The 24,906-nt window shown below is 70.1% G+C and carries 24 protein-coding genes and 1 pseudogene; 13 read left to right on the top strand and 12 right to left on the bottom strand.

Annotation, left to right across the window (positions count from 1 at the left end; translation table 11 throughout):
- Positions 1-85 precede the first annotated feature (85 nt).
- Together ASG52_RS16125 and ASG52_RS16120 are read right to left on the bottom strand one after the other, a co-directional pair.
- Entirely contained in the window at positions 86-1,099 is a 1,014-nt protein-coding gene (locus ASG52_RS16125) for a CmpA/NrtA family ABC transporter substrate-binding protein (RefSeq protein WP_056245230.1), read from the bottom strand.
- Entirely contained in the window at positions 1,096-1,683 is a 588-nt protein-coding gene (locus ASG52_RS16120) for an ANTAR domain-containing response regulator (protein WP_056245227.1), read from the bottom strand. The genes ASG52_RS16125 and ASG52_RS16120 overlap by 4 nt, the downstream gene beginning before the upstream one ends.
- Before the next feature lie 164 nt (positions 1,684-1,847).
- On the opposite strand from ASG52_RS16120, the gene ASG52_RS16115 reads away from it, so the two are divergent.
- The 3 genes from ASG52_RS16115 (at position 1,848) to tkt (ending at position 6,609) form a co-directional block, all read left to right on the top strand.
- Positions 1,848-2,444, top strand: a complete 597-nt coding sequence (locus ASG52_RS16115) for a hypothetical protein (RefSeq protein ID WP_056245223.1) — start codon at positions 1,848-1,850, stop codon at positions 2,442-2,444.
- Positions 2,445-2,624: 180 nt separating this feature from the next.
- Entirely contained in the window at positions 2,625-4,484 is a 1,860-nt protein-coding gene (locus ASG52_RS16110; protein WP_056245220.1) for a glycoside hydrolase family 15 protein, read from the top strand.
- Positions 4,485-4,533: 49 nt separating this feature from the next.
- A complete protein-coding gene (gene tkt / locus ASG52_RS16105; RefSeq protein WP_056245219.1) occupies positions 4,534-6,609 on the top strand; it encodes a transketolase in 2,076 nt (691 codons plus the stop codon).
- 5 nt (positions 6,610-6,614) lie between these two features.
- Here the strand turns inward: tkt and ASG52_RS28785 are convergent.
- The 5 genes and pseudogenes from ASG52_RS28785 to ASG52_RS16085 all read right to left on the bottom strand — a co-directional run.
- Positions 6,615-6,796: pseudogene (locus ASG52_RS28785) on the bottom strand (hypothetical protein); the annotation flags it as partial.
- An 11-nt stretch (positions 6,797-6,807) separates the two neighbouring features.
- Complete coding sequence (topA, locus tag ASG52_RS16100; protein WP_056245216.1) at positions 6,808-9,522, bottom strand: type I DNA topoisomerase; 2,715 nt, start codon at positions 9,520-9,522, stop codon at positions 6,808-6,810.
- A gap of 340 nt (positions 9,523-9,862) precedes the next feature.
- Positions 9,863-10,771, bottom strand: coding sequence for a molybdopterin-dependent oxidoreductase (locus ASG52_RS16095; RefSeq protein WP_056245213.1), 909 nt, complete (start codon positions 10,769-10,771; stop codon positions 9,863-9,865).
- Positions 10,768-11,580: a cytochrome b/b6 domain-containing protein gene (locus tag ASG52_RS16090; protein WP_200945626.1), complete on the bottom strand. Its 813-nt coding sequence runs from the start codon at positions 11,578-11,580 to the stop codon at positions 10,768-10,770. Before ASG52_RS16090 ends, ASG52_RS16095 begins: the two co-directional genes overlap by 4 nt.
- 173 nt (positions 11,581-11,753) lie before the next feature.
- A complete protein-coding gene (locus ASG52_RS16085; protein ID WP_056245208.1) occupies positions 11,754-12,041 on the bottom strand; it encodes a hypothetical protein in 288 nt (95 codons plus the stop codon).
- Between the two features lie 433 nt (positions 12,042-12,474).
- On the opposite strand from ASG52_RS16085, the gene ASG52_RS16080 reads away from it, so the two are divergent.
- Positions 12,475-13,422 (top strand): aspartate carbamoyltransferase catalytic subunit, encoded by a 948-nt coding sequence (locus tag ASG52_RS16080; RefSeq protein WP_056245207.1) that lies wholly within the window; start codon positions 12,475-12,477, stop codon positions 13,420-13,422.
- A 236-nt stretch (positions 13,423-13,658) separates the two neighbouring features.
- Here the strand turns inward: ASG52_RS16080 and ASG52_RS27310 are convergent, their stop codons facing one another.
- Positions 13,659-13,844 carry a hypothetical protein gene (locus ASG52_RS27310; protein ID WP_156383996.1) on the bottom strand — a complete coding sequence of 62 codons (186 nt, stop codon included), beginning with the start codon at positions 13,842-13,844 and terminating at the stop codon, positions 13,659-13,661.
- 158 nt (positions 13,845-14,002) lie between these two features.
- On the opposite strand from ASG52_RS27310, the gene ASG52_RS16075 reads away from it, so the two are divergent.
- Entirely contained in the window at positions 14,003-14,578 is a 576-nt protein-coding gene (locus ASG52_RS16075; protein WP_056245200.1) for an SMI1/KNR4 family protein, read from the top strand.
- Positions 14,575-15,072: a Holliday junction resolvase RuvX gene (ruvX, locus tag ASG52_RS16070; RefSeq protein WP_056245198.1), complete on the top strand. Its 498-nt coding sequence runs from the start codon at positions 14,575-14,577 to the stop codon at positions 15,070-15,072. The genes ASG52_RS16075 and ruvX overlap by 4 nt, the downstream gene beginning before the upstream one ends.
- On the opposite strand, the gene ASG52_RS16065 is transcribed toward ruvX, so the two are convergent.
- The 4 genes from ASG52_RS16065 to gatC all read right to left on the bottom strand — a co-directional run bounded on the left by ASG52_RS16065 (position 15,069) and on the right by gatC (position 18,232).
- Positions 15,069-16,019: a class I SAM-dependent methyltransferase gene (locus tag ASG52_RS16065; RefSeq protein ID WP_056245195.1), complete on the bottom strand. Its 951-nt coding sequence runs from the start codon at positions 16,017-16,019 to the stop codon at positions 15,069-15,071. The two genes, ruvX and ASG52_RS16065, sit on opposite strands and share 4 nt — an antisense overlap.
- A gap of 49 nt (positions 16,020-16,068) precedes the next feature.
- Complete coding sequence (locus ASG52_RS16060; RefSeq protein WP_056245191.1) at positions 16,069-16,377, bottom strand: hypothetical protein; 309 nt, start codon at positions 16,375-16,377, stop codon at positions 16,069-16,071.
- Between the two features lie 7 nt (positions 16,378-16,384).
- Positions 16,385-17,866: an Asp-tRNA(Asn)/Glu-tRNA(Gln) amidotransferase subunit GatA gene (gene gatA, locus ASG52_RS16055; protein WP_056245189.1), complete on the bottom strand. Its 1,482-nt coding sequence runs from the start codon at positions 17,864-17,866 to the stop codon at positions 16,385-16,387.
- 78 nt (positions 17,867-17,944) lie between these two features.
- Complete coding sequence (gene gatC / locus ASG52_RS16050) at positions 17,945-18,232, bottom strand: Asp-tRNA(Asn)/Glu-tRNA(Gln) amidotransferase subunit GatC (protein WP_056245186.1); 288 nt, start codon at positions 18,230-18,232, stop codon at positions 17,945-17,947.
- Positions 18,233-18,416: 184 nt separating this feature from the next.
- Between gatC and ASG52_RS26505 the strand changes: the two genes are divergently transcribed.
- The 7 genes from ASG52_RS26505 to ASG52_RS16020 all read left to right on the top strand — a co-directional run bounded on the left by ASG52_RS26505 (position 18,417) and on the right by ASG52_RS16020 (position 24,894).
- On the top strand, positions 18,417-18,623 hold the full coding sequence (locus tag ASG52_RS26505) for a type II toxin-antitoxin system HicA family toxin (RefSeq protein WP_082552599.1): 207 nt from the start codon (positions 18,417-18,419) through the stop codon (positions 18,621-18,623).
- 12 nt (positions 18,624-18,635) lie between these two features.
- Positions 18,636-19,019: a type II toxin-antitoxin system HicB family antitoxin gene (locus tag ASG52_RS16045; protein WP_056245183.1), complete on the top strand. Its 384-nt coding sequence runs from the start codon at positions 18,636-18,638 to the stop codon at positions 19,017-19,019.
- 393 nt (positions 19,020-19,412) lie between these two features.
- The gene (locus tag ASG52_RS16040; protein ID WP_056245180.1) at positions 19,413-20,723 is read left to right on the top strand and encodes a dihydroorotase; all 1,311 of its coding nucleotides are present in this window, start codon (positions 19,413-19,415) and stop codon (positions 20,721-20,723) included.
- The gene (gene plsY / locus ASG52_RS16035; RefSeq protein ID WP_056245177.1) at positions 20,720-21,328 is read left to right on the top strand and encodes a glycerol-3-phosphate 1-O-acyltransferase PlsY; all 609 of its coding nucleotides are present in this window, start codon (positions 20,720-20,722) and stop codon (positions 21,326-21,328) included. Before ASG52_RS16040 ends, plsY begins: the two co-directional genes overlap by 4 nt.
- A 32-nt stretch (positions 21,329-21,360) precedes the next feature.
- Entirely contained in the window at positions 21,361-22,560 is a 1,200-nt protein-coding gene (dprA, locus tag ASG52_RS16030; RefSeq protein WP_056245175.1) for a DNA-processing protein DprA, read from the top strand.
- Between the two features lie 364 nt (positions 22,561-22,924).
- A complete protein-coding gene (locus tag ASG52_RS16025) occupies positions 22,925-23,764 on the top strand; it encodes an SGNH/GDSL hydrolase family protein (RefSeq protein WP_056245781.1) in 840 nt (279 codons plus the stop codon).
- On the top strand, positions 23,761-24,894 hold the full coding sequence (locus tag ASG52_RS16020) for a hypothetical protein (protein ID WP_056245173.1): 1,134 nt from the start codon (positions 23,761-23,763) through the stop codon (positions 24,892-24,894). The genes ASG52_RS16025 and ASG52_RS16020 overlap by 4 nt, the downstream gene beginning before the upstream one ends.
- The last annotated feature ends 12 nt before the right edge of the window (positions 24,895-24,906 follow it).

The raw sequence follows: 24,906 nt of genomic DNA, 5'->3' as shown, positions 1-24,906 counted from the left end.
CGAGCCGTCGATGCACACGGACCGGCCATGCTGCCTTGGAAGTCTGCGGCCTTCCGCAGACCGACAGCATCACCGAAAGCGGCGCTCAGCCGCCCGTCGCCCCATCGAAAAGATCCGGCCGATAAAGCGCCGCCGCCCGCTCGGTGAGGTCATCGCCCTGCGCCTGCCCGCACGCCGTCATCTGCGCCGCGAACCACCGCGCATGCGCCGGGTCCGGCCGGTAGACCGCCGCGTCGAGGCGCAGATAGGCCGGCGCGCAGCGCGTCGCCCCCGCGGCGTCGAGGGTCAGGTCGCCGCCGAGCGTGCGGGCCAGCAGCGCCGGGGCAAGGTCGAGGCCGGCCTGTTCGGCGAGCAGGCCGGCCAGCGCTGGGCGGTTCGCCGGGTCGGCGCACCACAGGCCGGCACGGTGGACGGCGCGGATCAGGGCGGGAGCGAACCCCGCCCCAGTCGCGGGCAGGGCCAGCACCTTCTCCGGGCAATCGGGGGCGATGTCGCAGCCGAGCGCCGCGATGCGCCCGAGCCCGGCGGCGACCGCGACGGCGTTCCACGGCGCGCCGACGCAGACACCGTCGATCAGCCCGCGGCGCAGGGCATCGACCGTGTCGGGCGGCGGCACCACGACGAGGCGCACATGGGCGTCGAGGTCGAGCCCGCCGGCCCGCGCGAACAGGCGCAGCTGATAGGAATGCGAGGAGAACGGATGGACCGTGCCGAGCGTCAGCGGTCGCCCTTCCGTGGCGCGGGCGCGCGCCACGCGGGCGAAGGCAGCGGCCACCTCGGGCAGCGCGTCGCTCGCCGGCGCCATCTCGGCCCAGAGCGCGTTCGAGACGGTGAGCGCATTGCCGTTGAGATTGAGCGCCATCGGCACGCACAGATCGGCCTGCGGTCCCGAGAGCCCGAGCGCGCAGGCGATGGCCAGCGGGCCGAGCATGTGGGCGGCGTCGAGATGGCCGAGCGCCAGCCGGTCGCGGAGCGTCGCCCAGGACGGCTCGCGCGACAGCGCGAGGTCGAGCCCCTCGTCGCGGGCGAAGCCGAGAGTCGCGGCGGCGATCACCGGGGCGGCGTCCGCGAGCGGGACGTATCCGAGGGTGAGCCTCATCCGAGCAGGTCCGCGGCGGTGACGATGGCGCGGGCGATGTCCACGATCTTGCGCTTCTCGTTCATGGCCTGGCGCCGCAGCAGCTTGTAGGCCTCGTCCTCGCTGAGGGACTTGCGCGCCATCAGGATGCCCTTGGCCCGCTCGATCAGCTTGCGGTCGGCCAGTTCCGAGCGCGCCTCCTCCAGCTCGCGCTGGAGCCGGGCGAAGGCATTGAAGCGCAGGATGGCGATGTCGAGGATCGAGCGGATGCGGTCGTTGCGCAGGCCGTCGACCACGTAGGCCGAGATGCCGGCATCGACCGCAGCCTGCATCATGGTCTGGTCGGATCGGTCCACGAACATCGCCACCGGCCGCTCGGCCTGCCGCGACAGGCCGGACATCTGCTCCAGCACGTCCCGGCTCGGGCTTTCGAGATGCACCACGATCACGTCGGGCTGGAGCGCGGCGACGCTGGCCTGGAGGCCAGGCCCATCGGGGATGACCACGACCTTGTCCACCCCGGAGGCGCGCAGACCCTCCTCAAGGATCGCCGCGCGGGCGGGGCTCGGGTCGATCACGGCGACGGTGAGGCTGGTCTCGGTCATCGAGGCCCGGGTTCCGAGGGGTCCGGTGGTCGGGGAGGCAAGCGATATGCCCGCTCTCCACGAAATCTGCGCGGTTCCGTAACAGATCCGAAATGCGTCGGCCCCGCTTCCGCCGCAAACCGGGCCGAACACTCACAGCTTACGCGACGTCATCGGGAGGGCTCATGCGCACCGTCGATCCGCTCCGTCAACCGGAGGGAACCGCGACGCATCGCTCGGTGGTGCCGCCCTTCCTGCCGACGCTGGGCCTGGCCCTCGTCGCCGGCCTGCTTTCCCTCGTCTGCCGCGAGCCGACCGACGCACCGAAAGTTGCGCCGGAGCGCCCGCCGGTGATGTCGCTGGCGCCGGGCCTCTCGACCTTCGATCCGGGCCGCGCGCTGCTCACCGCCGAACTCGATCCGGTGCCCGCGAGCGAGGCCTTCGCCCGCCTGACGCCGCTGGTGACCGGCAGCATCGAGCCGGTGACCCGCCCGGCGCGCTTCGCCAACACCAGCCGGTCCGATCGCCGCAAGGCACCGTCGAGCCGGATCGCCGTCGGCCATCCCCCCGCAGTCCAACCGCCGGCCGCGACGCAGACGGCGGCCAAGCCGGTGCCGTCGCCCTTCGCCGAGGTCGAGGCCGAAAACAGCCGCTTCCTGCCCCGCGGCGCGCTGCCCTTCGCCGACACGGCGGATGCCGTGCTCGACACCGCCCGGGGCCTCGGCGAGCGCGTAACGACGCTCGGCAGCTCGGTCAGCACGCTGGTCGCCGCGCTGCGCTGACCTCTGCGCCGACCGCATCCCGGCCCGGCGAAGGGGCCGGTTTTTCGCATTTGCTGGGAATTGCGCCTTGCGAAGCGCGGCCGTCGCGCCACTTCGCCGGATCAGCGCACCCGAAGCGAGACCCGCGGCCCGCATCCCCCCGTGCCGTCCGGCTCGAAGGACCGGAGACGGGAGACCACGATGGCGGGACGGATCGAGGATTACGCCCTGATCGGCGACGGGCGCACGGCGGCGCTCGTCGGGCGCGACGGCAGCATCGACTGGCTGTGCATGCCGCGCTTCGATGCGTCCGCCCTGTTCGCGAGCCTGCTCGGAACGGAAGAGCACGGCTTCTGGAAGCTCGCGCCCACGGCGGAAGGCGCCGAGCATTCCTGGCGCTACCGCGGCGGCTCGCTCGTTCTGGAGACGACGCACAAGACCCGCGAGGGCGAGGTGCGCGTCACCGACTTCATGCCGGTCGGCGACGGCAGTCACGTGATCCGCCTCGTCGAGGGCGTGCGCGGGCGCATGGCCATGCGCATGGATCTGGCCGTGCGGTTCGATTACGGCTCGGCGGTGCCGTGGGTGTCGCGCAGCGAACTCGGCGATCTGCGCGCCATCTCCGGCCCGCACAAGGTGGTGCTGCGCACCAACGCCCCCTTGCGGGGCTCGACCCACCAGACCACGGTCTCGGAATTCACCGTCTACAAGGGCGACGCGATCCGCTTCGTGCTGAGCTACGGCGCCTCGCACGAGGACGACCCGCCGCCGATCGAGCCGCGCCGCTGGCTCGACGACACCAACCGGTTCTGGCGCGACTGGTCGAGCCGCTGCACGCTTGAGACGCCCTGGAACGACGTCTTCCGCCGCTCGCTGCTGACGCTGAAGGCCCTGATCTACCGCCCGACCGGCGGGATCGTCGCCGCGCCCACCACCTCGCTGCCGGAAGACCTCGGCGGGGTGCGCAACTGGGACTACCGCTTCTGCTGGCTGCGCGATTCGACCTTCACGCTGCTGGCCCTGATGGATTCCGGCTACATCGACGAGGCCCGCGCGTGGCGCGACTGGCTGACCCGCGCGGTCGCCGGCAACCCGGAGCAGGCGCACATCCTCTACGGCATCGCGGGCGAGCGGCTGCTGCCGGAGATCGAACTCGACTGGCTGCCCGGCTACGAGGGCTCGAAGCCCGTCCGCGTCGGCAACGCCGCGATCGCCCAGTTCCAGCTCGACGTCTACGGCGAGCTGTTCGACGCGCTGTTCCAGGCCCGCGCCCGCGGCATGCCCGACGATGAGGAGGGACGGCGGGTCGGCCTCGCGCTGATCAAGCATCTGGAGCGGGTCTGGCGCGAGCCCGACGAGGGCATCTGGGAGGTGCGCGGCGGGCGGCGCCACTTCGTCCACTCGAAGGTGATGGCCTGGGTCGCCTTCGACCGGGCGGTGCGCAGCGTCGAGACCTTCCGCAAGGACGACCCCACCGCCGCCGAACTCCCGGTCCACCACTGGCGCACGATCCGCGACGAGATTCATGCCGAGGTGTGCGAGCGCGGCTTCGACACGGAGCTGAACAGCTTCGTCCAGAGCTACGGCAGCAAGGCGATCGACGCGAGCGTGCTGCTGATCGCCCATATGGGCTTTCTGCCGCAGGACGACCCGCGGGTGGTCGGCACGGTGGCTGCGGTCGAGAAGCACCTGATGCGCGAGGGCTTCATCCTCCGCTACGAGACCGAGGGGACCGACGCCGACGGCCTGCCGGGCAACGAGGGCGCCTTCCTGCCCTGCAGCTTCTGGTACGCCGACAACCTGATCGGGCTCGGCCGTTGCGACGAGGCGCACGCCCTGATCGAGCGCCTGATCGGCATCTGCAACGACCTCGGCTTGGTTTCCGAAGAGTACGACGTGCGCGCCAAACGGCAGGTGGGCAACTTCCCCCAGGCGTTCACGCATGTTGCGCTCGTCAACACGATCCTCAATTACAGCCGCGCGATCGGTCCTGCGAGGGAACGGGGCGGCGGCGCGGACCATTCCGAGTCGAGGGCAGGCGAATCCATCGCGGCGCAATAGCGCGTCCCGCGGGCAAGCGGATGATGGAAGCGAGAGAGACGGTAGACTGATGAGCGGTGCAGACACGAGCCCCAAGGCGGCTCTCGCTGAGGGCGACAAACTCGCGATCGACACGATCCGGACGCTGGCCATCGACGCGGTGCAGAAGGCCAATTCCGGTCATGCCGGCGCGCCGATGGCGCTGGCGCCCGTGGCCTACACCCTGTGGAACCGGTACCTCCGCTACGACCCGGCGAACCCGCACTGGCCGAACCGCGACCGGTTCGTGCTCTCGGCGGGCCACGCCTCAATGCTGCTCTACGCGCTGCTGCATCTCGCCCGCGTCGCCGAGAAGGACGGGGCCAACGCCCCCGCGATCTCGCTGGACGACATCAAGAAATTCCGGCAGCTCGACAGCCGCACGCCGGGGCATCCCGAATACCACTTCACCACCGGCGTCGAGACCACCACCGGTCCGCTCGGCCAGGGTGTGGCGAACTCCGTCGGAATGGCCATCGGCGGGCGCTTCAAGGGTGAGCGCCTGAACCGGCCCGACCTGCCGCTGTTCGACTACAACGTCTACGCCATCTGCTCCGACGGCGACCTGATGGAGGGCGTCAGCCAGGAGGCCGCGTCCATCGCCGGGCATCTGCGCCTGTCGAACCTGTGCTGGATCTACGACAACAACACCATCACGATCGAGGGCCATACGGAGTTGGCCTTCTCGGAGGAGGTCGCGACCCGCTTCCTGGCTTACGGCTGGCAGGTGCTGCGCGTGGCCGACGCCAACGACACCCATGCCATCGCTTCGGCGCTGGAGACCTTCCTCCAGTCGGGCGACCGCCCGACGCTGATCGTCGTCAATTCGATCATCGGCTACGGCGCGCCCAACAAGCAGAACACCGCCAAGGCGCACTCGGACGCGCTGGGCGAGGACGAGGTGAAGGGCGCCAAGCGCGCCTACGGGTGGCCGGAGGACGCGCAGTTCCTCGTGCCGGACGGCGTCTACGACACCTTTGCCGACGGCATCGGCAAGCGCGGCGCGGCGCTCCACGCCCAATGGCAGGGCTTCTTCGACGCCGCCACGGCGGCCGACCCGGAGCATGCCGAGGAACTGTCCGCCTTCTTGGAAGGCCGTCTTCCCGACGGTTGGGAAAAGGACATCCCGGTGTTCGAGCCCGACGCCAAGGGACTCGCCACCCGCGAGTCGTCCGGCAAGGTGCTCAACGCCATCGCCAAGCACGTGCCGTTCCTGCTCGGCGGCTCGGCCGACCTCGCGCCGTCGAACAAGTCGAACCTCACCTTCGAGGGGGCGGGCTCGCTCACCCCGTTCGAGCCGGGTGGACGCAACATCCACTTCGGCGTGCGCGAGCATGCCATGGGCTCGATCGTGAACGGCCTCGGGCTCGTCGGCTTGAGGGCCTACGGCGCGACCTTCCTCGTGTTCGCCGACTACATGCGCCCGCCGATTCGGCTGGCCGCCCTGATGGAGCTGCCTGTCTTCCACATCTTCACCCACGACTCGATCGGGGTCGGCGAGGACGGGCCGACCCACCAGCCGGTGGAGCAGATCCTCTCCTTGCGCTGCATCCCCGGCCTCGTGACGCTGCGGCCGGCCGACGCCAACGAGGTGGCGGAAGCCTATCGGGTCATCTTCTCGCTGAAGGACCAGCCGGCGGTGCTGGCCCTCTCGCGCCAGCCGCTGCCGACCCTCGACCGCTCGAAGTACGGCGCCGCCTCCGGCACCGCCAAGGGCGCCTACGTCCTCGCCGATTGCGACGGCACCCCCGACGTGATCCTGATCGGCACCGGCTCTGAGGTGCAGCTCTGCCTCTCGGCCTACGAGACGCTGACGGGCGAGGGCGTGAAGGCCCGCGTCGTCTCGATGCCGTCCTGGGACCTGTTCGAACGCCAGGATCAGGCCTACCGCGACAGCGTGCTGCCGCCCGACGTGCTCGGCCGCGTCGCGGTGGAGCAGGGCAGCGTGATCGGCTGGGACCGCTACGCCGGCTCCACGGGCGCCATCGTCGGCATGCACACCTTCGGGGCGTCCGCGCCGCTCAAGGATCTGCTCGGCAAGTTCGGCTTCACCGCCGAGAAGGTCTTGGAGGCGGCGCGCGCGCAGGCCAAGCGGGCCAAGAAGTAAGCCAGCGCATCCCCCCTCCCCGCACGCGGGGAGAGGGCTTTGCCGACCCCGTCGTCGGCAATGCGAGGCGGCAGCCGAAGGTGAGGGGGCTTGCCCGGAAGAGGTTCCTTCGGAACTCACCCCCACTACCGCTTGTCGCGACGACGACGCGGTCGTCGCAACCCTCTCCCCGCATGCGGGGAGAGGGGGGAGCCGGACTCAGCCCGCCTTGGTCTTGCGGGCCGCGGGCTTCGCCGCCGCCTTGCCGGCAGCCGGCTTCGCGGCGGTCTTGCGCGCCGCCGGCTTCTTCGCCTTCGGTGCGGCCTCCGAATCCGCCGCCTTCGCCGTCGGCTTCCGGGCCGCCGTCTTACGCGCCGGCTTCTTGCCGCCGCCGGCCGCGCGCTTGGCCTCGATCAGCTCGATCGCCTGCGCGAGCGTCAGGCTCTCGGCTGACACCGACTTCGGCAGCGTGGCGTTGACCGAGCCGTCGCTGACATAGGGGCCGTACTTGCCGGCCTTGACCACGAGGTCGAGCCCGCCCGGATCCTTGCCGACGACGCGGCCCGGATCGACCGCCCCCCGGCCGCCGCGCCCGCCGCCCTGCTCCTTGGCGACGATGAGGTCGATGGCGCGGTTAGCCCCGACCTCCAGCACGTCGTCGTCCTTGCCGAGATTGGCGTAGGTCTTTCCGTGCTGCACGTAGGGGCCGTAGCGGCCGATATTGGCCAGGATCGGCTCCCCGGTCTCGGGGTGCTTGGCGACCTCCCGCGGCAGCGACAGCAGCTTGAGCGCGACTTCGAGGGTGACGGAAGACGGCGTCAACCCCTTGGCCAGCGAGGAGCGCTTGGGCTTCTCCGCCCCCTTCTCGGCCGAGGCCTCGCCGAGCTGCACGAACGGACCGAACCGGCCGTCGCGGATGCTGACGGGGAGGCCGGTGGCCGGGTCCTCGCCCAGTACCCGCACGCCCGGCTGGCCGCCGTCGGCAGACGAGCCGTCCCCCTCGCCCTCGACCGCCGAGGCGGAGAGCTGGCGGGTGTACTTGCACTCGGGATAGTTCGAGCAGCCGATGAAGGCGCCGAACTTGCCGAGCTTGAGCGAGAGCTGGCCGGCGCCGCAGGTCGGGCAGGTGCGCGGGTCGGACCCGTCGCCCTTGTCCGGGAAGATGTGCGGCCCGAGCAGGCCGTTCAGCGCCTCCAGCACCTCGGCGACGCGCAGCTCCTTGGTCCCGCCGATCGCCGCGGAGAAATCGCGCCAGAAGTCGCGCAGCACGCTGCGCCAATCGATCTCGGCGTTCGAGACCCGGTCGAGCTGCTCTTCCAGGCTCGCGGTGAAATCGTACTCGACGTAGCGCTTGAAGAAGCTTTCGAGGAATCCGGTGACGAGCCGGCCCTTGTCCTCCGGCTGGAGGCGCTTCTTCTCGATCTTGACGTATTCGCGGTCGCGCAGGGTCTGCAACACCGCCGCGTAGGTCGAGGGCCGGCCGATGCCGAGTTCCTCCATCCGCTTGACGAGGCTGGCCTCGGAATAGCGCGGCGGCGGCTCCGTGAAGTGCTGGGTCGAGGCGATGCGCTCGCGCTTGAGCGGATCGTCGGCCTTCATCGCGGGCAGGCGCTTGCCGTCCTCGTCCTCCTCGTCGTCCTTGCCCTCCTGATAGAGCGCGAGGAAGCCGTCGAAGGTCACGACCTGACCAGTGGCGCGCAGATCGAGCTTGCGCGGGCCGACCTTGGCGGCGATGTCGACGGTGGTGCGCTCGAATTCGGCCGATTCCATCTGACTCGCGACGGTGCGGGTCCAGATCAGCTCGTAGAGCTTGGCCTGCTCCGGTTCGAGGAAGCGGGCGACCGATTTCGGCAGCCGGCCCATGTCGGTCGGGCGCACGGCCTCGTGGGCCTCCTGCGCGTTCTTGGCCTTCACCGTGTACTTCCGCGGCACGTCCGGGACGTAATCGTCGCCGAACTCCTTCCCGATCACCCGGCGGGCGTCGGCGATCGCCTCCGGCGCCATGTCGACGCCGTCGGTCCGCATGTAGGTGATGATGCCGACGGTCTCGCCGCCGACATCGACGCCCTCGTACAACTTCTGGGCGACACGCATGGTCTGAGCCGGCGCCATCCCGAGTTTGCGGGAGGCCTCCTGCTGGAGGGTCGAAGTCGTGAACGGCGGCTGGGGATGGCGCTTGGCGGGCTTGGCCTCGACCGACGCCACCTGAAAGGTCGCGAGTTCGAGGTCGCGCTTGAACGCCGCCGCCTCCTCGCCGTTGCCGATATCGAGGCGCTGGATGCGCTTGCCGTCGGCGCCGACGAGCCGGGCCTCGAACACGCCGCCCTTCTCGGTGACGAGCGTGGCGACGAGCGACCAGTATTCCCGCGGCTTGAAGCGCTCGATCTCCATCTCGCGTTCGACCACGAGGCGCAGAGCCACCGACTGCACGCGGCCGGCCGACTTCGCGCCGGGGAGCTTGCGCCACAGCACGGGCGAGAGGTTGAAGCCGACGAGGTAATCGAGCGCCCGGCGGGCGAGGTAGGCGTCGACCAGCGCCTGATCGATCTGGCGGGGCTTGCGCATCGCCGCATCGACGGACGCCTTGGTGATGGCGTTGAAGGTCACCCGCTCGACGGGCATCCCCTTCAGCACCTTCTTGGCATTGAGGGCCTCGATCACGTGCCAGGAGATCGCCTCGCCCTCGCGATCCGGGTCGGTGGCGAGGATCAGCTTCTCGGCCCCCTTCAGGGCGCGGGCGATCTCGGAGACGCGCTTCGAGCCGCGATCCTCCAGCTCCCAGATCATCGCGAAATCGGCTTCCGGATCGACCGAGCCGTCCTTGGCCGGCAGATCGCGGATGTGACCGAAGGAGGCCAGAACCTCGTAGTCGCTCCCCAGGTACTTGTTGATCGTCTTGGCCTTGGCCGGCGACTCGACGACGACGACTTTCATGAACCTCTGCCTCTCGCCAGAGCCTCACCGCGGGGACGGTTTTGGGGATCAAGCGCCGACCGGACATCCGTCGACGGCCGGGGCTCGCGCCGCGCAGAAGTGGGTGACCGAGCCTGCGTTGTCAAATCGGCACGATCCCGCGTGGAGGGGGAAGCACGCATCATCACCGCCGGCACGCTCGGCCTTTCCCACCCATCCCCCTCATCCTGAGGTGCTCCGCGGAGCGGAGCCTCGAAGGAGGGCTCCAGAAGTCGCGCGATCCGCTGGAGCCCTCCTTCGAGGCCGCTGACGCGGCACCTCAGGATGAGGAGGTTGGATGGAATGAGCCGACCGAACGGGATCAAATCCCCGCGTACCACTCGTAGCCCCGGTCCTCCCAATACCCGCCGCCGCCCTCGCCGATGCCGGCGAGCGTGTCGCGTACCTCGATGCGCAGGACGTACTTGGCCTGCTTGTAGCCGAGCTGTCGCTCGACCCTGAGGCGCAAGGGCGCACCGTTCGAGACCGGCAGCGCTTGGCCGTTCAGGTCGTAGGCCAGGATCGTCTGCGGGTGGTAGGCGTCGGTGAGATCGATGCTTTCGTAGTAGCGGATCGGCGTGCCCTTCGGCGCGTCGGCGTCCGGCGCCTCGGCCCCGGCGGCCTTCGAGTCGCTGGCCTGGTTCTCCTCGCCTTCCGCGCGGGCGGTCATGCCGGGATTGGCGTTCTCGCTCTCGTCGGCCTCCGTGAACTCCATCGTGTCGGCGCAGTGAAACACGACGTAGCGGGCGCTCGGCTTCAGGCCCGCTCGCTTCAACACCTCGGCCAGCGGCACGCCGGTCCACTTGCCGATAGCGCTCCAGCCCTCGACGCAGTCGTGGCGCGTGGTCTGGGTGCGGGCGGGCAGCGCCCGTAGGTCGGCGAGCGAGAAGGACTGCGGAGTCTCGACGAGGCCGTCGATGCGCAAGCGCCAATCCGAAAAATTCTTGGCGGCGAGCGCCTTGTAGTCCCGATCCTGCGGATCGATCGTCCCGTTCGGCTTGAACCAAGGGGAGATGTCGGAATCCGGAAACTCTTTGGCGAGCGAGGCCGGGGTGAGCAGCAGGCGCTGGACATAGAGATTGGCGTCCTCGCCGAGCCTCAAGGTCTGGCGGCCGGTCGGCGTCACGGCGAAGCGGTCGCAGCTGCCGAGCGCCGAGACGCCCAGAAGGCCTGCGGCGGCGGTGAGGAAGCCGCGGCGATGGGGGGTGGGGATCGAGAGGCGGCGCGTCATCGGATCTCTTCCGGGCCAGCGGGAAGCTTGCGGCGCTCGATGACGTACCAGCCGGTCAGCATGCTGCGCATGTTGTTCCATACGCCGGAGGCGAGCACGAGCAGGACGTGGACGATCACGAACAGCACCAAGAGGTTCGTGACGATGAAGTGGATGGTGCGGGCCGATTGGCGCCCGCCGAACAGGTCGGGCAGCGGCACCACGGCGTTGACGCCGGGCGACATCGACAGGCCGGTGAGCAGCATCAAGGGCAGCAGCCCCAGCACGACGACGAGATAGGTGAGTTTTTGGAGGACGTTGTAGCGCTTGGCTTCCTCGCCTTCCGGAAAATGCAGCGTCAGGTGCTCGCGGATCGACGAGCCCAGGCCCCGCATCTGGTCGCCGTCGGGGATGATCCGGCGGCGCAGTTGGCCGGTGCCGATGCCGTAGAGGAGGTAGATCAGCCCGTTGATCACGAAGGCCCAGGCGAACAGGAAGTGCCAGCGCCGGCCCGTGGCGAGGTCCTGATGCGCTGGCAGCGTCGCCCAGGACGGGAAGCCCCGGCCCGTGGCCTCGCCGTTGTAGTTCGAGAGGCCGAGCCAGCCGGTGGTGTCGAAGCTCTTGCCGGCCACATAGGTGACGCCGCGGGCCGAGCCGTCGTCGCGCTGGTCGTCGGTGATGGCGACGAACGGTGCGTCGAACGTCGAGGCCGCGCCCCAGTAGAGCGCCGGATGGGCGTTGAAGATCTGCAGCCCGCTCATCAGCAGGATCGCGAGACAGACCACGTTGATCCAGTGCGCGAGCCGGATCACCAGCGGATGACGGAACATCCAGCGGCGGCGCATGGTCTCGACGACGTCGCCCTTTCCTAGGGCGCCCTTGCCCAACGCGGTTCCTGCGGCCACGGCGGATCCCCTCGTCCCGGTTCACACGACAACGCCCGCCCGGACGAACCGGACGGGCGCTCTCAAACTAACCCGGCGCGGGGCGCCGGGCGAGAAGACTACATGCCGCCCTGGCCGCTCATGCCACCCTGCGACTCCATCCCGGAGTTCATGCGCTTGGACCGCATCATCTTCTTGCTCTTCATGGGCTTCTTCATCTTCTTGGAGCTGCGCTTCATCGGGCGCTGCTCCTGGCCCATGTCGTCGCCCATCTGGCCCTGCTGCATCTGGCCGCCCATCGCCGGGTCCATCCCGGCACCGGGCTGCATGCCCTGCGCGAAGGCTCCCGACGACAGGCCGAGACCCAGCGAGAGGGCGCCGGCCGTGAGGAGAAGTCGAGCGTTCATGGCATTCCTTTCGTTTCGGCGGGCGAGACGGCGCTGCGCTCGGAAAGCGCGGGGCCGTCGCGTCGCCCACGGACAGGCTGGCAACGGCTCGGCCCTCGGATCGTTCAAATTTTTCTCGTTCACGGGCTCGCGAGGATCAGGAAATTCTCTTGGCCGCGCCCGGATTGGAGGAATGGTGTCGCGCGTGGCCAACAGCGCCCTCCGCCTCCTACCTGCCTCGACGGTGGTCGTTCCGGGGCGCCGAAGGCGAACCCGGAATCCATGACTGGCCTCGACGCCACACGTAAGCCGCGCATCACGGGTGGATTCGGGGTTCCGCTGCGCGGCCCCGGAATGACGGAGATGCCGGAGCAGAACGGACGCCCCCACCCTTGCTCGCCTTGCCGGGGCGACCGCCCGCACCTATAGCCACGGCCGACGCCGGAACCGCAGCATGACCGCCGAGATCGCACCCGCCTTCCCGCACCGTCACCTGCTCGGCATCGAAGGCCTGAGCCGGCCGGACATCGAAGCCCTGCTCGCCCGCGCCGACGACGCGGTGGCGCTCTCGCGACAGGTCGAGAAGAAGCGCACCACCCTGCGCGGCCGCACCCAGATCAACCTGTTCTTCGAGCCCTCGACGCGGACGCAATCCTCATTCGAACTCGCCGGCAAGCGGCTCGGCGCCGACGTGATGAACATGTCGGTCGCCTCCTCCTCGGTGAAGAAGGGCGAGACCCTGATCGACACCGCGGCGACGCTCAACGCCATGCGGCCCGACATCATCGTCGTGCGCCACCACGCCGCGGGCGCCGTGCATCTGCTCGCCCGCAAGGTCGATTGCGCCGTCGTCAACGCGGGCGACGGCGCCCACGAGCACCCGACCCAGGCGCTCCTCGACGCGCTCACGATCCGCCGCAACAAGGGCGAGATCGAGGGGCTGACGGTGGCGATCTGCGGCGATGTCCTGCATTCGCGGGTCGCCCGCTCCAACATCCTCCTGCTCAACGCGCTCGGCGCACGGGTGCGGGTGATCGGCCCCTCGACGCTCCTGCCGACCGGCGTCGCCCGCTTCGGCGTCGAGGTGTTCACCGACATGCGCGAGGGGCTCAAAGGCTGCGACATCGTCATGATGCTGCGCCTCCAGCGGGAGCGCATGAACGGCTCGTTCGTCCCCTCGGTGAAGGAGTACTTTCGGTACTACGGTCTCGATGGCGACAAGCTGGCTTTGGCCAAGCCCGACGCCCTGGTGATGCATCCGGGCCCGATGAACCGCGGCGTCGAGATCTCCTCCGAGATCGCCGACGGGGCGCAGTCGCTCATTCGCGAGCAGGTCGAGATGGGCGTGGCCGTGCGCATGGCGGTGCTCGAAGCGCTCGCCACGCACCTGCCGAACGGCTGATTCTTTTTCGGATTTCGACGCGTCGGACCGGACCCCGGAGGTTCGGGATGACCCGAGCCGTCATGGCGAGGCGGAGCCATCCAGGGCGCGCCGTCTCCGAAGAGGGTAGGGCGCTTCGACCGTGGCGTGGTCCGCCGTCGCGATTTTTTCGGGGAGCGCGGAGCTCTGGATGGCTCCGCCTCCAATGACGGCTCGAAACGGGCGCCGAGGCGCCTTCACTGCGGCTCAGCCCTGCCTCACGTGATGACATTCCCTCGCGTCACGGTCTGATCGACCACGATGCCCGGCGGGCGGTAGCGGTCGGCGTTGGCCACGCCCACCACCATGACCTCGCAGGCCAGGATCAGCATCAGGACGTGGCGACGGGCCAGCCGGCGGCGGGGCGCGGGGTGCGGCGTCTCCGGCATCGACGGGCAGGTCAAGGGGCGACTCCGGGCTGGTTAACAAACCCTTAACACTCCGAGGCGCGCTGTGCTCCCTCCCTCAGCACTCGACCGCGCCGGATGGTTAATCCGGCGGTGGACAAGCTGCCCGCCCGCGGCCTAAGCCGGCCCCTCGCGAGCGCCGGAGTCTTTTCGTGATGTGGGACAGCATCTTCCCGGACTTGGTGCCCGGCCTCCGGTCGAGCGATGCCGACCTCGCCCGGGCCGAGTCGGAACTCGGCTTCAGTCTGCCGGGCAGCTACCGCAGCTTCGCCCGCGAATGCGGCGCCGGGCGGATCGGCGGGCATGTCCGCCTGTTCACCCCCGTGCCGGTGGAGGCCGGCGACCTCGTCGCCCGCGCCCACCTGATCGCCCACGGCATCGCGGTGGCCATCGACGGCCTGAAGGGCGAGGGCGACGAGCCCCACCGCTTCACCGTGGAGGGCGATGCCGACGCGGACCTGATGGACCGGGCCTGCTTCTTCGGCGAGACCGCGCGCGGCGATTTCCTGTTCTTCGACGTGACGCCGGGTTTCCCCGAATACGATGTCTGGGTGCTCAACGCCGATCTGGAGACCGTGCATTTCGGCGGCGCCGACCTGCCGACCCTGGTGCGCGGGCTCCAGGGCCTGGAGGTGCTGCACATCCTCGGCGAGGGTGCCGGCCCGCTGCCCGCGACCTTCGAGGGCGACGACGCGGCGGCCCTCGAACGGCTCGGGACGACGGACGCGTGAACCGCGACGAGATCGCAGCCTTCGCCGAGGCCTCCGCCGGGCAGCCGCGGCTGATCGGGCTCGACCTCGGCACCAAGACCATCGGGGTCGCGCTGTCCGATGTCGGGCGCCGGATCGGCTCGCCGCTGGAGACGATCCGGCGGGTCAAATTCACCCCCGACGCGCAGCGCCTCGCCGCGCTCTGCGCGAAACACGGCGTCGGAGGACTGGTGATCGGTCTGCCGCTCAACATGGACGGCACCGAGGGGCCCCGCTCCCAGTCGAGCCGGAGCTTCGCCCGCAACCTGAAGCCGATCCTGCCGCTGCCGGTGCTGTTCTTCGACGAGCGCCTCTCCACCGCCGCCGTCACCCGCACGCTGTTGGAGGCCGACGCCTCGCGGGCGCGTCGGGGCGAACTCGTGGACAAGCTCGCCGCCGCCTACATCCTCCAGGCCTGCCTCGACGTGATGGGCGGGATGGCGCCGGGCGTCGGGTTCGAAGACGAGGACGATTAGCCCGCGGGCTTCTCCGCCACCAGCAGCAGCGAGGCGCCCTCGTCGCGGGTCTTCGGCACGGGCTTGATCTTCCATAAGAGCCAGCCGCCGAGGAAGCCGATCAGCGCCGAGGCGTGCCAGGCCCAGGAATGCCCGTAGTGCCGGTCGCGGCACTTCACCGGCGAGCAGCGCTCCATCCAGTAGACCAAGCCGTCGACATCGGCCCAGGGCGCTGTCTCGACCCGCGCGTTCACGAGCCCGACGCGGTTTGCCACCGCCAGCAGCGCGTCCTTGGTCCACCATGTCAGGTGGTGGGGCACGGCGTTGATGAGGTAGTTCGGGATGCGCGTATGCGCCGCCGGCACATGCGGCACGCCGATGATCACTTTTCCGCCCGGACGCACCGCCCTGACCATGTCGGTCAGCATGCCGACCGGGTCCTCGACATGCTCCAGCACCTGGAAGGCGCTCGCCACGTCGTAGGCGCCCTCCTGACCCTTCAGATGGTCCGTCAGGGTCTCGATCCGGGCCCAGTCGGAACCGGGTTCCCCGGAGAAGTGCGGGTCGAGCCCGGTGTAGCGGGCGTGGCGCACCTCGTGGCGGAAGGCGCCGAAGCCGCAGCCGACATCGAGCACCCGCGCCCCCTCGACCACATGCCGGGCGGCCAGCCGGAACTCCGCCCGCGGATGGCCCTCGCGGGGATAGTGGCGGATGTTCAGCCGGGCATAGAGGCTGGTGTAGAAGCCTGCATCGCCCTGGAGCATCGGATCGAAGAAGTAGAGCCCGGTCGGCGACTCCCACAGACCGAACCGGCGCGTGCCCTTGAAGCTCGGGCGCACATCGACCTTGAAGGTGTAGCGCCACAGGTCGGTCAGCAGGCGGGCGCTGACCCATTGCACGAGGCGGGTCGCGGGCTCACCGGTGACCGGGCAGGGCGGATGCGGTGTCGGAGGGGTTGGAGAGGCCATGGCGCCCGTTTCTGCGGCGGAAGCGGGCGCGGCACAAGCCAAACGGGCGTCAGCTCCGTTTCAGCACCCGCCGCGCGCCGTAGCCGGCCGCCGCCCACAGGAAGGCCGAGACCGTGCGGACGGGGAAGAAGGTCGGCAGGTCGGCGGCGACCGGGGCCGGCCAGGGCAGGCCGATCTTGGTCACGATCCAGGCGAACAGCACCGAGATCGCCAGCGCGGCGATGGCCGCGATGAACACCTTGCCGAACTGGTCGGCCTTCCAGCCGAGGATGAATGCGACCGCGATCAGCACCGGATCGAAGCCGGCGAGGATCCAGACCGAGAACGGATAGACCGGGACGACGGGGGGACCGTTCATACCCGGCTCAAGCCCACCACGCGGGGGGAAGTTTCATCCGCCCGGCCGCGTTCTCGATGGTTTGGGCCGCGGCGAACAGGGTCTCCTCATCGAAGGGCCGGCCGATGAGCTGGAGGCCGAGGGGCAGCCCCTGCGAATCGAGCCCGGCCGGCACCGCGATGCCCGGCAGTCCGGCCATGTTCACCGTCACGGTGAACACGTCGTTGAGGTACATCTGCACCGGGTCCGCGCTGGCCATCTCGCCCAGCCCGAAGGCGGCCGACGGGGTGGCCGGCGTGAGGATCGCATCAACACCCGCGGCGTAGGCCTGCTCGAAGTCGCGCTTGATCAGCGTGCGAATCTTCTGCGCCCGCACGTAATAGGCGTCGTAATAGCCCGCCGAGAGCACGTAGGTGCCGATCATGATGCGGCGCTTCACCTCGCGGCCGAAGCCCGCCGCGCGGGTGTTCTCGTACATCCCGGCGATGTCCTTGCCGGGCACGCGCAGGCCGTAGCGGACGCCGTCGTAGCGGGCGAGGTTCGAGGACGCCTCGGCCGGGGCGACGATGTAGTAGGCCGGCAGCGCATATTGCGTGTGCGGCAGCGAGATTTCCTTGATCGTCGCGCCCGCGGCCTTGAGCCATTCCGCGCCCTGGTCCCACAGGCGCAGGATCTCTTCGGGCATGCCCTCGACCCGGTATTCCTTCGGGATGCCGATGGTGAGCCCCTTCACGCCGCGGGAAATGGCGGCCTCGAAATCCGGCACGGGCAGATCCACCGAGGTGGTGTCGCGCGGGTCGTGCCCGGCCATGGAGCCGAGCAGGATCGCGCAATCCTGCACCGTGCGGGCGATCGGCCCGGCCTGATCGAGGGAGGAGGCGTAGGCGATGATGCCCCAGCGCGAGCAGCGCCCATAGGTCGGCTTGATGCCGACCGTGCCGGTGAAGGCGGCGGGCTGGCGGATCGAGCCGCCGGTGTCGGTGGCGGTGGCCCCCAGGCACAGATGCGCCGCGACCGCCGCCGCCGAGCCGCCCGAGGAGCCGCCGGGCACGAGCGCCACGTCCGAGCCGCTACGGCGCCAGGGCGAGATCGTGTTGCCGTAGGCGCTGGTCTCGTTCGACGAGCCCATGGCGAACTCGTCGAGGTTGAGCTTGCCCAGCATCACTGCGCCGTCGCGCCAGAGTTGGGTCGAGACGTTCGATTCGTAATGCGGCTCGAACCCTTCCAGGATCTTGGAGCCCGCGGTGGTGTGGACGCCCTGCGTCGCGAACAGGTCCTTGATGCCGAGCGGCAGCCCTTCGAGGGGCCGGGCCTCGCCCTTGGCGATCTTTTCGTCCGACACCTCGGCCATCTTCAGGGCGCGGTCGGGCGTACCCACGATGTAGGCGTTGAGCGCATCCGCCTTCTCGATGGCGTCGAGATGCGCCTGCGCGATCTCGCGGGCGGAGAAATCCTTCGCCTTCAGCCCGTCTCGGGCCTCGGCCAGGGTGAGTTCGTTGAGTGCCGTCATGAGCGTTCCAGATCGCCGTACCGAATCCCGCAGGGGCAGCCCCTCGCCGGAGCAGACGCTCCGGCGAGTCGCAAAAGGCTACTCGACGACCTTGGGAACGAGGAAATAATTGTCTTCGGTGTCGGGGGCGTTGGCGACGACGTCGCTCGCCCGGCCGCCGTCGTTCACGACGTCCTCACGCTTCTTCATGCGCATCGGCGTCACCGAGGTCATCGGCTCGACGCCGGTGACATCGACCGCGCCGAGCTGCTCGACGAAGGCCAGGATCGCGTTGAGCTCGCCCTGGAGCGGGCCGACCTCCTCGTCCGTGACCGCGATGCGCGCCAGATGCGCGATGCGCCGTACCGTCTTCTCGTCGACCGACATGCCGCCCGTGGAAAAGTTCGAAAAAGCCCGCCGGACAAGGCCAGCCGGCATCGGCCGGGCTATAGCACCGGGTTTCGCGGCCCGGCAACGGCGAGTGGCCGGATCGCCGGAGGCGCGCGCCCGCTTCCCGCCCGAGCGCGAGCGTTGTAGTCGGCCTCCGCGACGCCGGGGAGCCGCGCTTGACATGCCGCCACGCGACTTCGACCTTGATCTCCAGGCGATCCGCCGACGCCTGGAGCGTGAAGGCTGGCGGATCGTGAAATCGCGAGGCGGCCACGATGTCTACCGGCATGCCGACCGGATGCACCATATCGCGGTCCCGCGCGGGCGCGGCGACCTACCCGTTGGAACCGCACGCTCGATCGCCCGCGCCGCGGGCTGGACTGCCTGAGAGGCCGCGCGCATGATCCGCTACATCGGCATCTTGGAGAAGGAGCCGGGCTCGCTCTGGGGCCTGTGGTTCCCCGACCTGACCGGCTGCACCGTCGCCGCCGAGACGGCCGAGAGCGTGCTCGAACAGGCCCCGGCCGTGCTGCGTCTGTGGCTCGAAGCGGAAGCCGACGAGGGACGCGCGCCGCCGCTCGGCCGCAGCCTCGACATCCTGCGCGGCGAGCGCGAAGTCGCCGAGGCGCTCGCGGCCGGACACGCCGCCGTCGTGGTTTCGACCGACGAGGACGCGCTTCTCGACGAGGCGGCGCTCGGCGCCATCGACGCCGCCGCCGAGCGCCGGGGCATGTCCCGTCAGCGCTTTATTCGACAGGTCCTGCTGGAACAGGCTGAGGCCTGAGCCGGACTCCGATCGATCCTCACAGCGAACCGTCGCGGGATGCTGAGCCTCTGGTTATGGCTGCAACACTGGTTTACCGACGTGCCGGGCTTCTGGAGGATGCTCGGACGCATCGTCGTGACCGCAATCGGCTCGATCGTGGCTCTGTTCCTCGCCGGAATGGCGCGGGGCTGGGACGGCGATACCTTCGCGACGTGTGCGACCGCAGCCATGGGCGGAATCTGGGTATGGGTCGGTTGGATCATGCATCAGCACGGCCCGCGGTGGCGGACTAAGAGTGCCTCACAAAACTCCCGTCCACCGCCTGCTCCGTCTTCGGGCGCGACAGAGCGGCGGGAGTTTTGTGAGAGACACTAAGGCGGATCGATCGCACGGGGATTTTAGAAAAGGCCGATGACAGTCGCTCCGCTTCTCCTCTCGAACGCCCACCTGCTCGATCCGGCCACCGGCCGCGAGGGCCCCGGCGCCGTGCTGGTGCAGGGCGGGCGCATTCAGGATGTCGCCTGGGGCGCCTTCCCCGGCGCGCCGGACGGCTCACAAAAAATCGATTGCGGCGGGCACGTGCTGGCGCCGGGGCTGATGGATCTGCGCGCCTTCGTCGGCGAGCCCGGCGCGGAGCACCGCGAGACCCTGGCCTCGGCGAGCGCCGCCGCCGCCGCCGGCGGCGTCACCACGCTGGTGTGCATGCCGGACACCAATCCGGTGATCGACGGGCCGCCCATCGTCGACTTCGTGCTGCGCCGCGCCCGCGACACCGCCTGCGTCAACGTCCTCCCCGCCGCCGCCATCACCAAGGGCTTGGCGGGCCGCGAGATGACCGAGTTCGGCCTGTTGCAGGAGGCCGGGGCGGTGGCCTTCACCGACGGGCTCAAGGCGGTGACCAACGCCCAGGTGATGCGCCGCGCGCTCACCTACGCCCGCGATTTCGGCGCGCTCCTCATGCAGCATGTCGAGGAGCCCGATCTGGCCGCGGAAGGCGTGATGAACGAGGGCGAGATGGCCTCCCGCCTCGGGCTGATGGGCGTGCCGCGCGAGGCCGAGACGATCATGCTGGAGCGCGACATCCGCCTCGCGCGCCTCACCGGCGGGCGCTACCACGCGGCGATGATTTCCTGCGCCGATTCCGTTGAGATCGTGCAGCGGGCGAAAGAGGCGGGCCTGCCGGTCACCTGCGGCGTCTCGGTCAACAACCTCGTGCTGAACGAGGGCGACATCGGCCACTACCGCACCTTCTGCAAGCTCTCGCCGCCGCTGCGGCGCGAGGACGACCGGCAGGCGGTGATCGCCGCGCTCAACGAGGGCGTGATCGACGTGATCGTCTCCGACCACAACCCGCAGGACGTCGAGACCAAGCGCCTGCCCTTCGCCGAAGCCGCCGACGGGGCGCTCGGCATCGAGACCCTGCTCGGCGCCTCGCTCCGCCTGCTCCACACCGGCGACGTGTCCCTGCCACGGCTGCTCGCCGCGCTCTCGGCCAACCCCGCCAAGCTGCTCGGCCGCGAGGCCGGACGCCTCGCGCCGGGCGCTCCGGCCGACCTCGTGCTGATCGACCCCGACCTGCCCTACGTGCTGGACAAGCGGCAGCTGAAGTCGCGCTCCAAGAACTCGCCCTTCGACGAGGCGCGGCTCCAGGGCGCGGCGGTGCTGACGCTGGTCGGCGGCCGGGTCGTCCACCGCTCCGATCTTTTCGCGGTTGCCGCATGACGACGCTTCTGGATGCCGGCTGGCCGCTGCTCCTCGGCGCCCTCGCGTTCGGCTACGCCCTCGGCTCGATCCCGTTCGGGCTGATCCTCACCAAGGTCGCCGGCCTCGGCGACGTGCGGGCGATCGGATCGGGCAATATCGGCGCGACCAACGTGCTGCGCACCGGCCGGAAAGGTCTCGCCGCCGCGACTTTGCTCGGCGACGCGTTGAAGGGCACCGCCGCCGTGCTGATCGCCGGATATTGGGGGGAGGGGCCGGCGCTGGCCGCTGGGCTCGGGGCCTTCCTCGGCCATCTCTTCCCGGTCTGGCTCGGCTTCAAGGGCGGCAAGGGGGTCGCGACCTTCATCGGCATCCTCATCGCCATGAGCCCGCCGACGCTTCTGGCCTTCGCGGCGATCTGGCTCGGCCTGGCCTTCACGCTGAAATACTCCTCGCTCGCCGCGCTGGCGGCCTCGGCGGCCACGCCCCTCGTGCTGTGGGCGCTGGGACACGGACACGTTGCGGCGCTCTTCCTCGTGCTCGCCGCCCTGCTATGGTGGAAGCACGCCCCCAACATCCGCCGGCTCGCGGCCGGCACCGAGGGGCGGATCGGGCAGAAGGGCTGATGCCGACTCCCGGACGAGCGGGGAGTTTTTCGATGCAGCTCACCGACGCGCAGCGCCTCGACTGGCTGCGCCTGATCCGCACCGAGCGGGTCGGCCCACGCACCTTCCGCGGCCTGATCAACCGCTTCGGCAGCGCGGCGGCGGCGCTGGACGCCCTTCCAGACCTCACCAAGCACACCGGCAAGCCCATCGTCCCGGCCGCCAAGGCGCAGATCGAGCGCGAGATGGCCGCCGCCGCCCGGCTCGGCGTGCGCTACGTCGCCATGGGCGAGGCGGAGTACCCGAAAAGCCTGCACGCCACCGACACCGCGCCGCCGCTGATCGCACTGCGCGGCGAGGCGAGTGCCCACCTCAAACCATCCGTCGCCATCGTCGGCTCGCGCAACGCCTCAACCGCCGGCCTCGCCTTCACCGAGCGGCTCGCGACCGGCCTGGCGGAAGCCGGTCTTGTCGTCGTCTCGGGGCTCGCCCGCGGCATCGACGCCCGCGCCCACCGCGCCTCGCTCAAAGGCGGCACCGTGGCGGTGATCGCGGGCGGGCACGACAAGATCTATCCCGACAGCCACCGGGGCCTCGTCAATGAAATCCTGGAGGCGGGCGGTGCCATCCTCGCCGAGATGCCGATGGGCTGGGTGCCGCGCGGGCGCGACTTTCCCCGGCGCAACCGCATCATCTCGGGGCTCGCCCTCGGCACCGTCGTGGTCGAGGCCGCGCGCCGCTCCGGCTCGCTCATCACCGCGCGCTTCGCCCTCGAACAGGGCCGCGAAGTCTTCGCCGTGCCGGGCTCGCCCCTCGATCCGCGCGCCGAGGGCACCAACGACCTGATCCGCCAGGGCGCGACCCTGGTGGCGGAGGTGGAACACGTGCTGACCGTCATCGAGCCCCTGATCTCCGGCGATACGGGCCATGCCGGCGGCGTCGCCGACCGACCGGACGCGGAGGAACCCGATTACTGGGACGAGATCGACCTCGACGGCACCGGCCCGCGCCCGGTGGTGGCGGCCATGCGCGAGGAGCCGGCGCCGTTCCGTGCCGCGCCCGACGCCGATCCCGGCGAGGCCGGCGCACGTCTTCTCGCAGCGCTGAGCCCGGCCCCCGTCGGCACCGACGCGCTCGCCCGCGCCACCGGGCTGCCGGTGCGGGTGGTGCATTCGCTGCTCTTGGAACTCGAACTCGACGGCCGGATCGAGCGGCACGGCAGCGGCACGGTCTCGCTGCTGTCGCGGGCGTGAACCCACGGCCGTCATTCCGGGGCGCGAAGCGAAGCCGGAATGACGATGAGGAGTGGAAAATCGAGGCGGGCGGACGTATCGGCCTATGCCATCCAGCCGGGTTTTGCCCCCAATCCACATTGAGCCCGGTTAACCTTTGCGCAATTTATTTCATTTGCCCGCCCTCGGCCCCCACCGTTAAATCGCAACCGGAGCAAGGGAATCGGCGGCCCCCAAGGCCCGCTGCTCTCCAATCCCCCAAAACCGGGCGAACATGCCCCGGACCGGTCTCCCGCAGGCGGAAGTCCGGTGTCCGTAGCCCTCCGCCTGCCGGCCATCGGGTGCGAACCGGGATGTCCGCGGGGTGCAGGACGTCGCGAGCGTGATGCGGATTCTCTTACGCCACCGCCCCTCCGCCGGACGACGGCTGACCCGCACGGCGGCCGTCGCGCTCGCCCTCAGCCTGTCGTCCACCGCCGTCCTGGCCTATGCCGACCTGCTGCCGGACCGGTTCGACCTCGGCCTGTTCGACGACGAGCCCGCGCCGGTGCCGGGCAGCCTGCCGCGGGTCGCCCAGCGCATCGCCGCCGGCGAGTCGCTGCGGATCGTCGCCTTCGGCTCGTCCTCGACGGAAGGCATCGGCGCCAGCACCCGCGCCGCCTCCTACCCGGCCCGGTTGGAGGCGCTGCTGCGCCGCGCCCTGCCGCAGCTCGCCGGCGACATCCTGGTCGAGAACCGCGGCATCGGTGGCGAGGCCGTGGACGAGATGCTGGCCCGCCTCGACCGCGACGTGATCAAGCCGGCGCCCGACCTCGTGATCTGGCAGACCGGCAGCAACGATCCCCTGCGCGGCATCTCGCTGACCCATTTCCGCACGGCGACGCAGGCCGCGGTCGCCCGCATCCGCGAGGCCGGCATCGACGTGGTGCTGATGGAGCCGCAATGGTGCCCGGCCCTCGACGCCACGCCCGGCGCCGACCGCTTCCGCGACGCCGTGCGCGACATCGGCGCCGAACTCGGCGTGCCGGTGATCCGCCGCTCCGATCTGATGCGCGGCTGGATCGCCCAGAGCCGGCTCACCCGCTCCGAACTGTTCGCCAAGGACGGCCTGCACATGGCCGACGGCGGCTATGCCCTGCTGGCCGAGGCCGCCGCAGCGGAAGTGGTGCGCGGCGCGGACGCGGCCGAAGACGACCCCGAGCCGGGTCCGACGGTGGCGGAGTGAGGCAGGCCGCGCGGCGGCTTCTCATCGGGTTCCTGTCGATCCTCGCCGCGGAGCCCGCCGCCGCCCTCGACGCGCGCCTGCTGCCGGAGCGCCCGGCCTACGCCCGCAGCCGTGGCTGCACCGACGCCGCCGTGGCCCTGCCCGCGCGGAAAAGCACGCATCCGCTGGACGGACGCATCAGCCCCGATCCGGCGCGCTCGCCGATGAGCCAGGGCGACAGCGCAATCTGCTTCGCCTACGCCACCGCCGACATGATCTCGCAGCGGGTCGGCGTCACGGTCTCGGCGCTGGATGTCGCCACCCGCTACTATTTCGCCGACCCCGCCGGCCTGTTTCGGAGCCGCGACCGGGCCCTGCGGACATACCTGAACGCCCACCCCGATCTCGCCGAAGAGATCGCCGAGAGCCGCAACGACACGGAAGCCTCCAAGGAGCGCAACCCCATACGAAAGCCGTTCTTCGACAAGCTGGAGGACGGGCAGGAGGAGGCCGCGGCCCTCCTCTACAATCTCGGGGGCCTGTGCCCCGACCGCGACCTGCCCTCGTTCGACGGCTACGGCCAGCACCTGCGCACCTTTGCCGCCTTACGCTGGCGCAGCCGGCTCGCCCCGAAGATGAGCTGGCGCAGCCTCGGTGGCACGGTCGACCGGCTGCGCGACCCCGCCACCGACGCCTTCAACGCCGGCTGGATCGCCCATGTCGAGCGGCGCTGCCGTCGAACACCCCTGCCGGTGCCGCTGCTGCCGGTCTCGGAATCCATCGCCGACAACCAGCTCGACTTCATGGAGCGGGTAAAGAGCGCCGACCCGGCCCTCGCCCAGGGCACCGATCGGCTGATGGCGATGATCGACTACGCGCTCGATCACGGCCGCCTGCCGGTGGTCGGCTATTCCTGGTACGTGCTGGAGGAGCGCGATCCGAAGGACCCCGACCTCGCCGCCGACCATTCGAGCCCGATCCTCGCCCGGCGGACAGCGGGCGGGCGCTGCCAATATCACCTGCAGGACAATACCGGCGAGTACTGCGCCCGGATGCAGCCAGGCATCCGCGAGCGGTGCGAACTCGGCCGGGTCTGGCTCGACGAGGCGGAGCTGCGCGCCTCGCTCTACAGCGTGATTTATCTGCGGTAGGCTGACTGGGCG

Origin of the sequence: Methylobacterium sp. Leaf456 (assembly GCF_001425465.1) — a bacterium.
Classification (GTDB): domain Bacteria; phylum Pseudomonadota; class Alphaproteobacteria; order Rhizobiales; family Beijerinckiaceae; genus Methylobacterium.
Note: the sequence above shows the minus strand (reverse complement) of the source record. Positions and strands in the feature narration are given on the sequence as shown.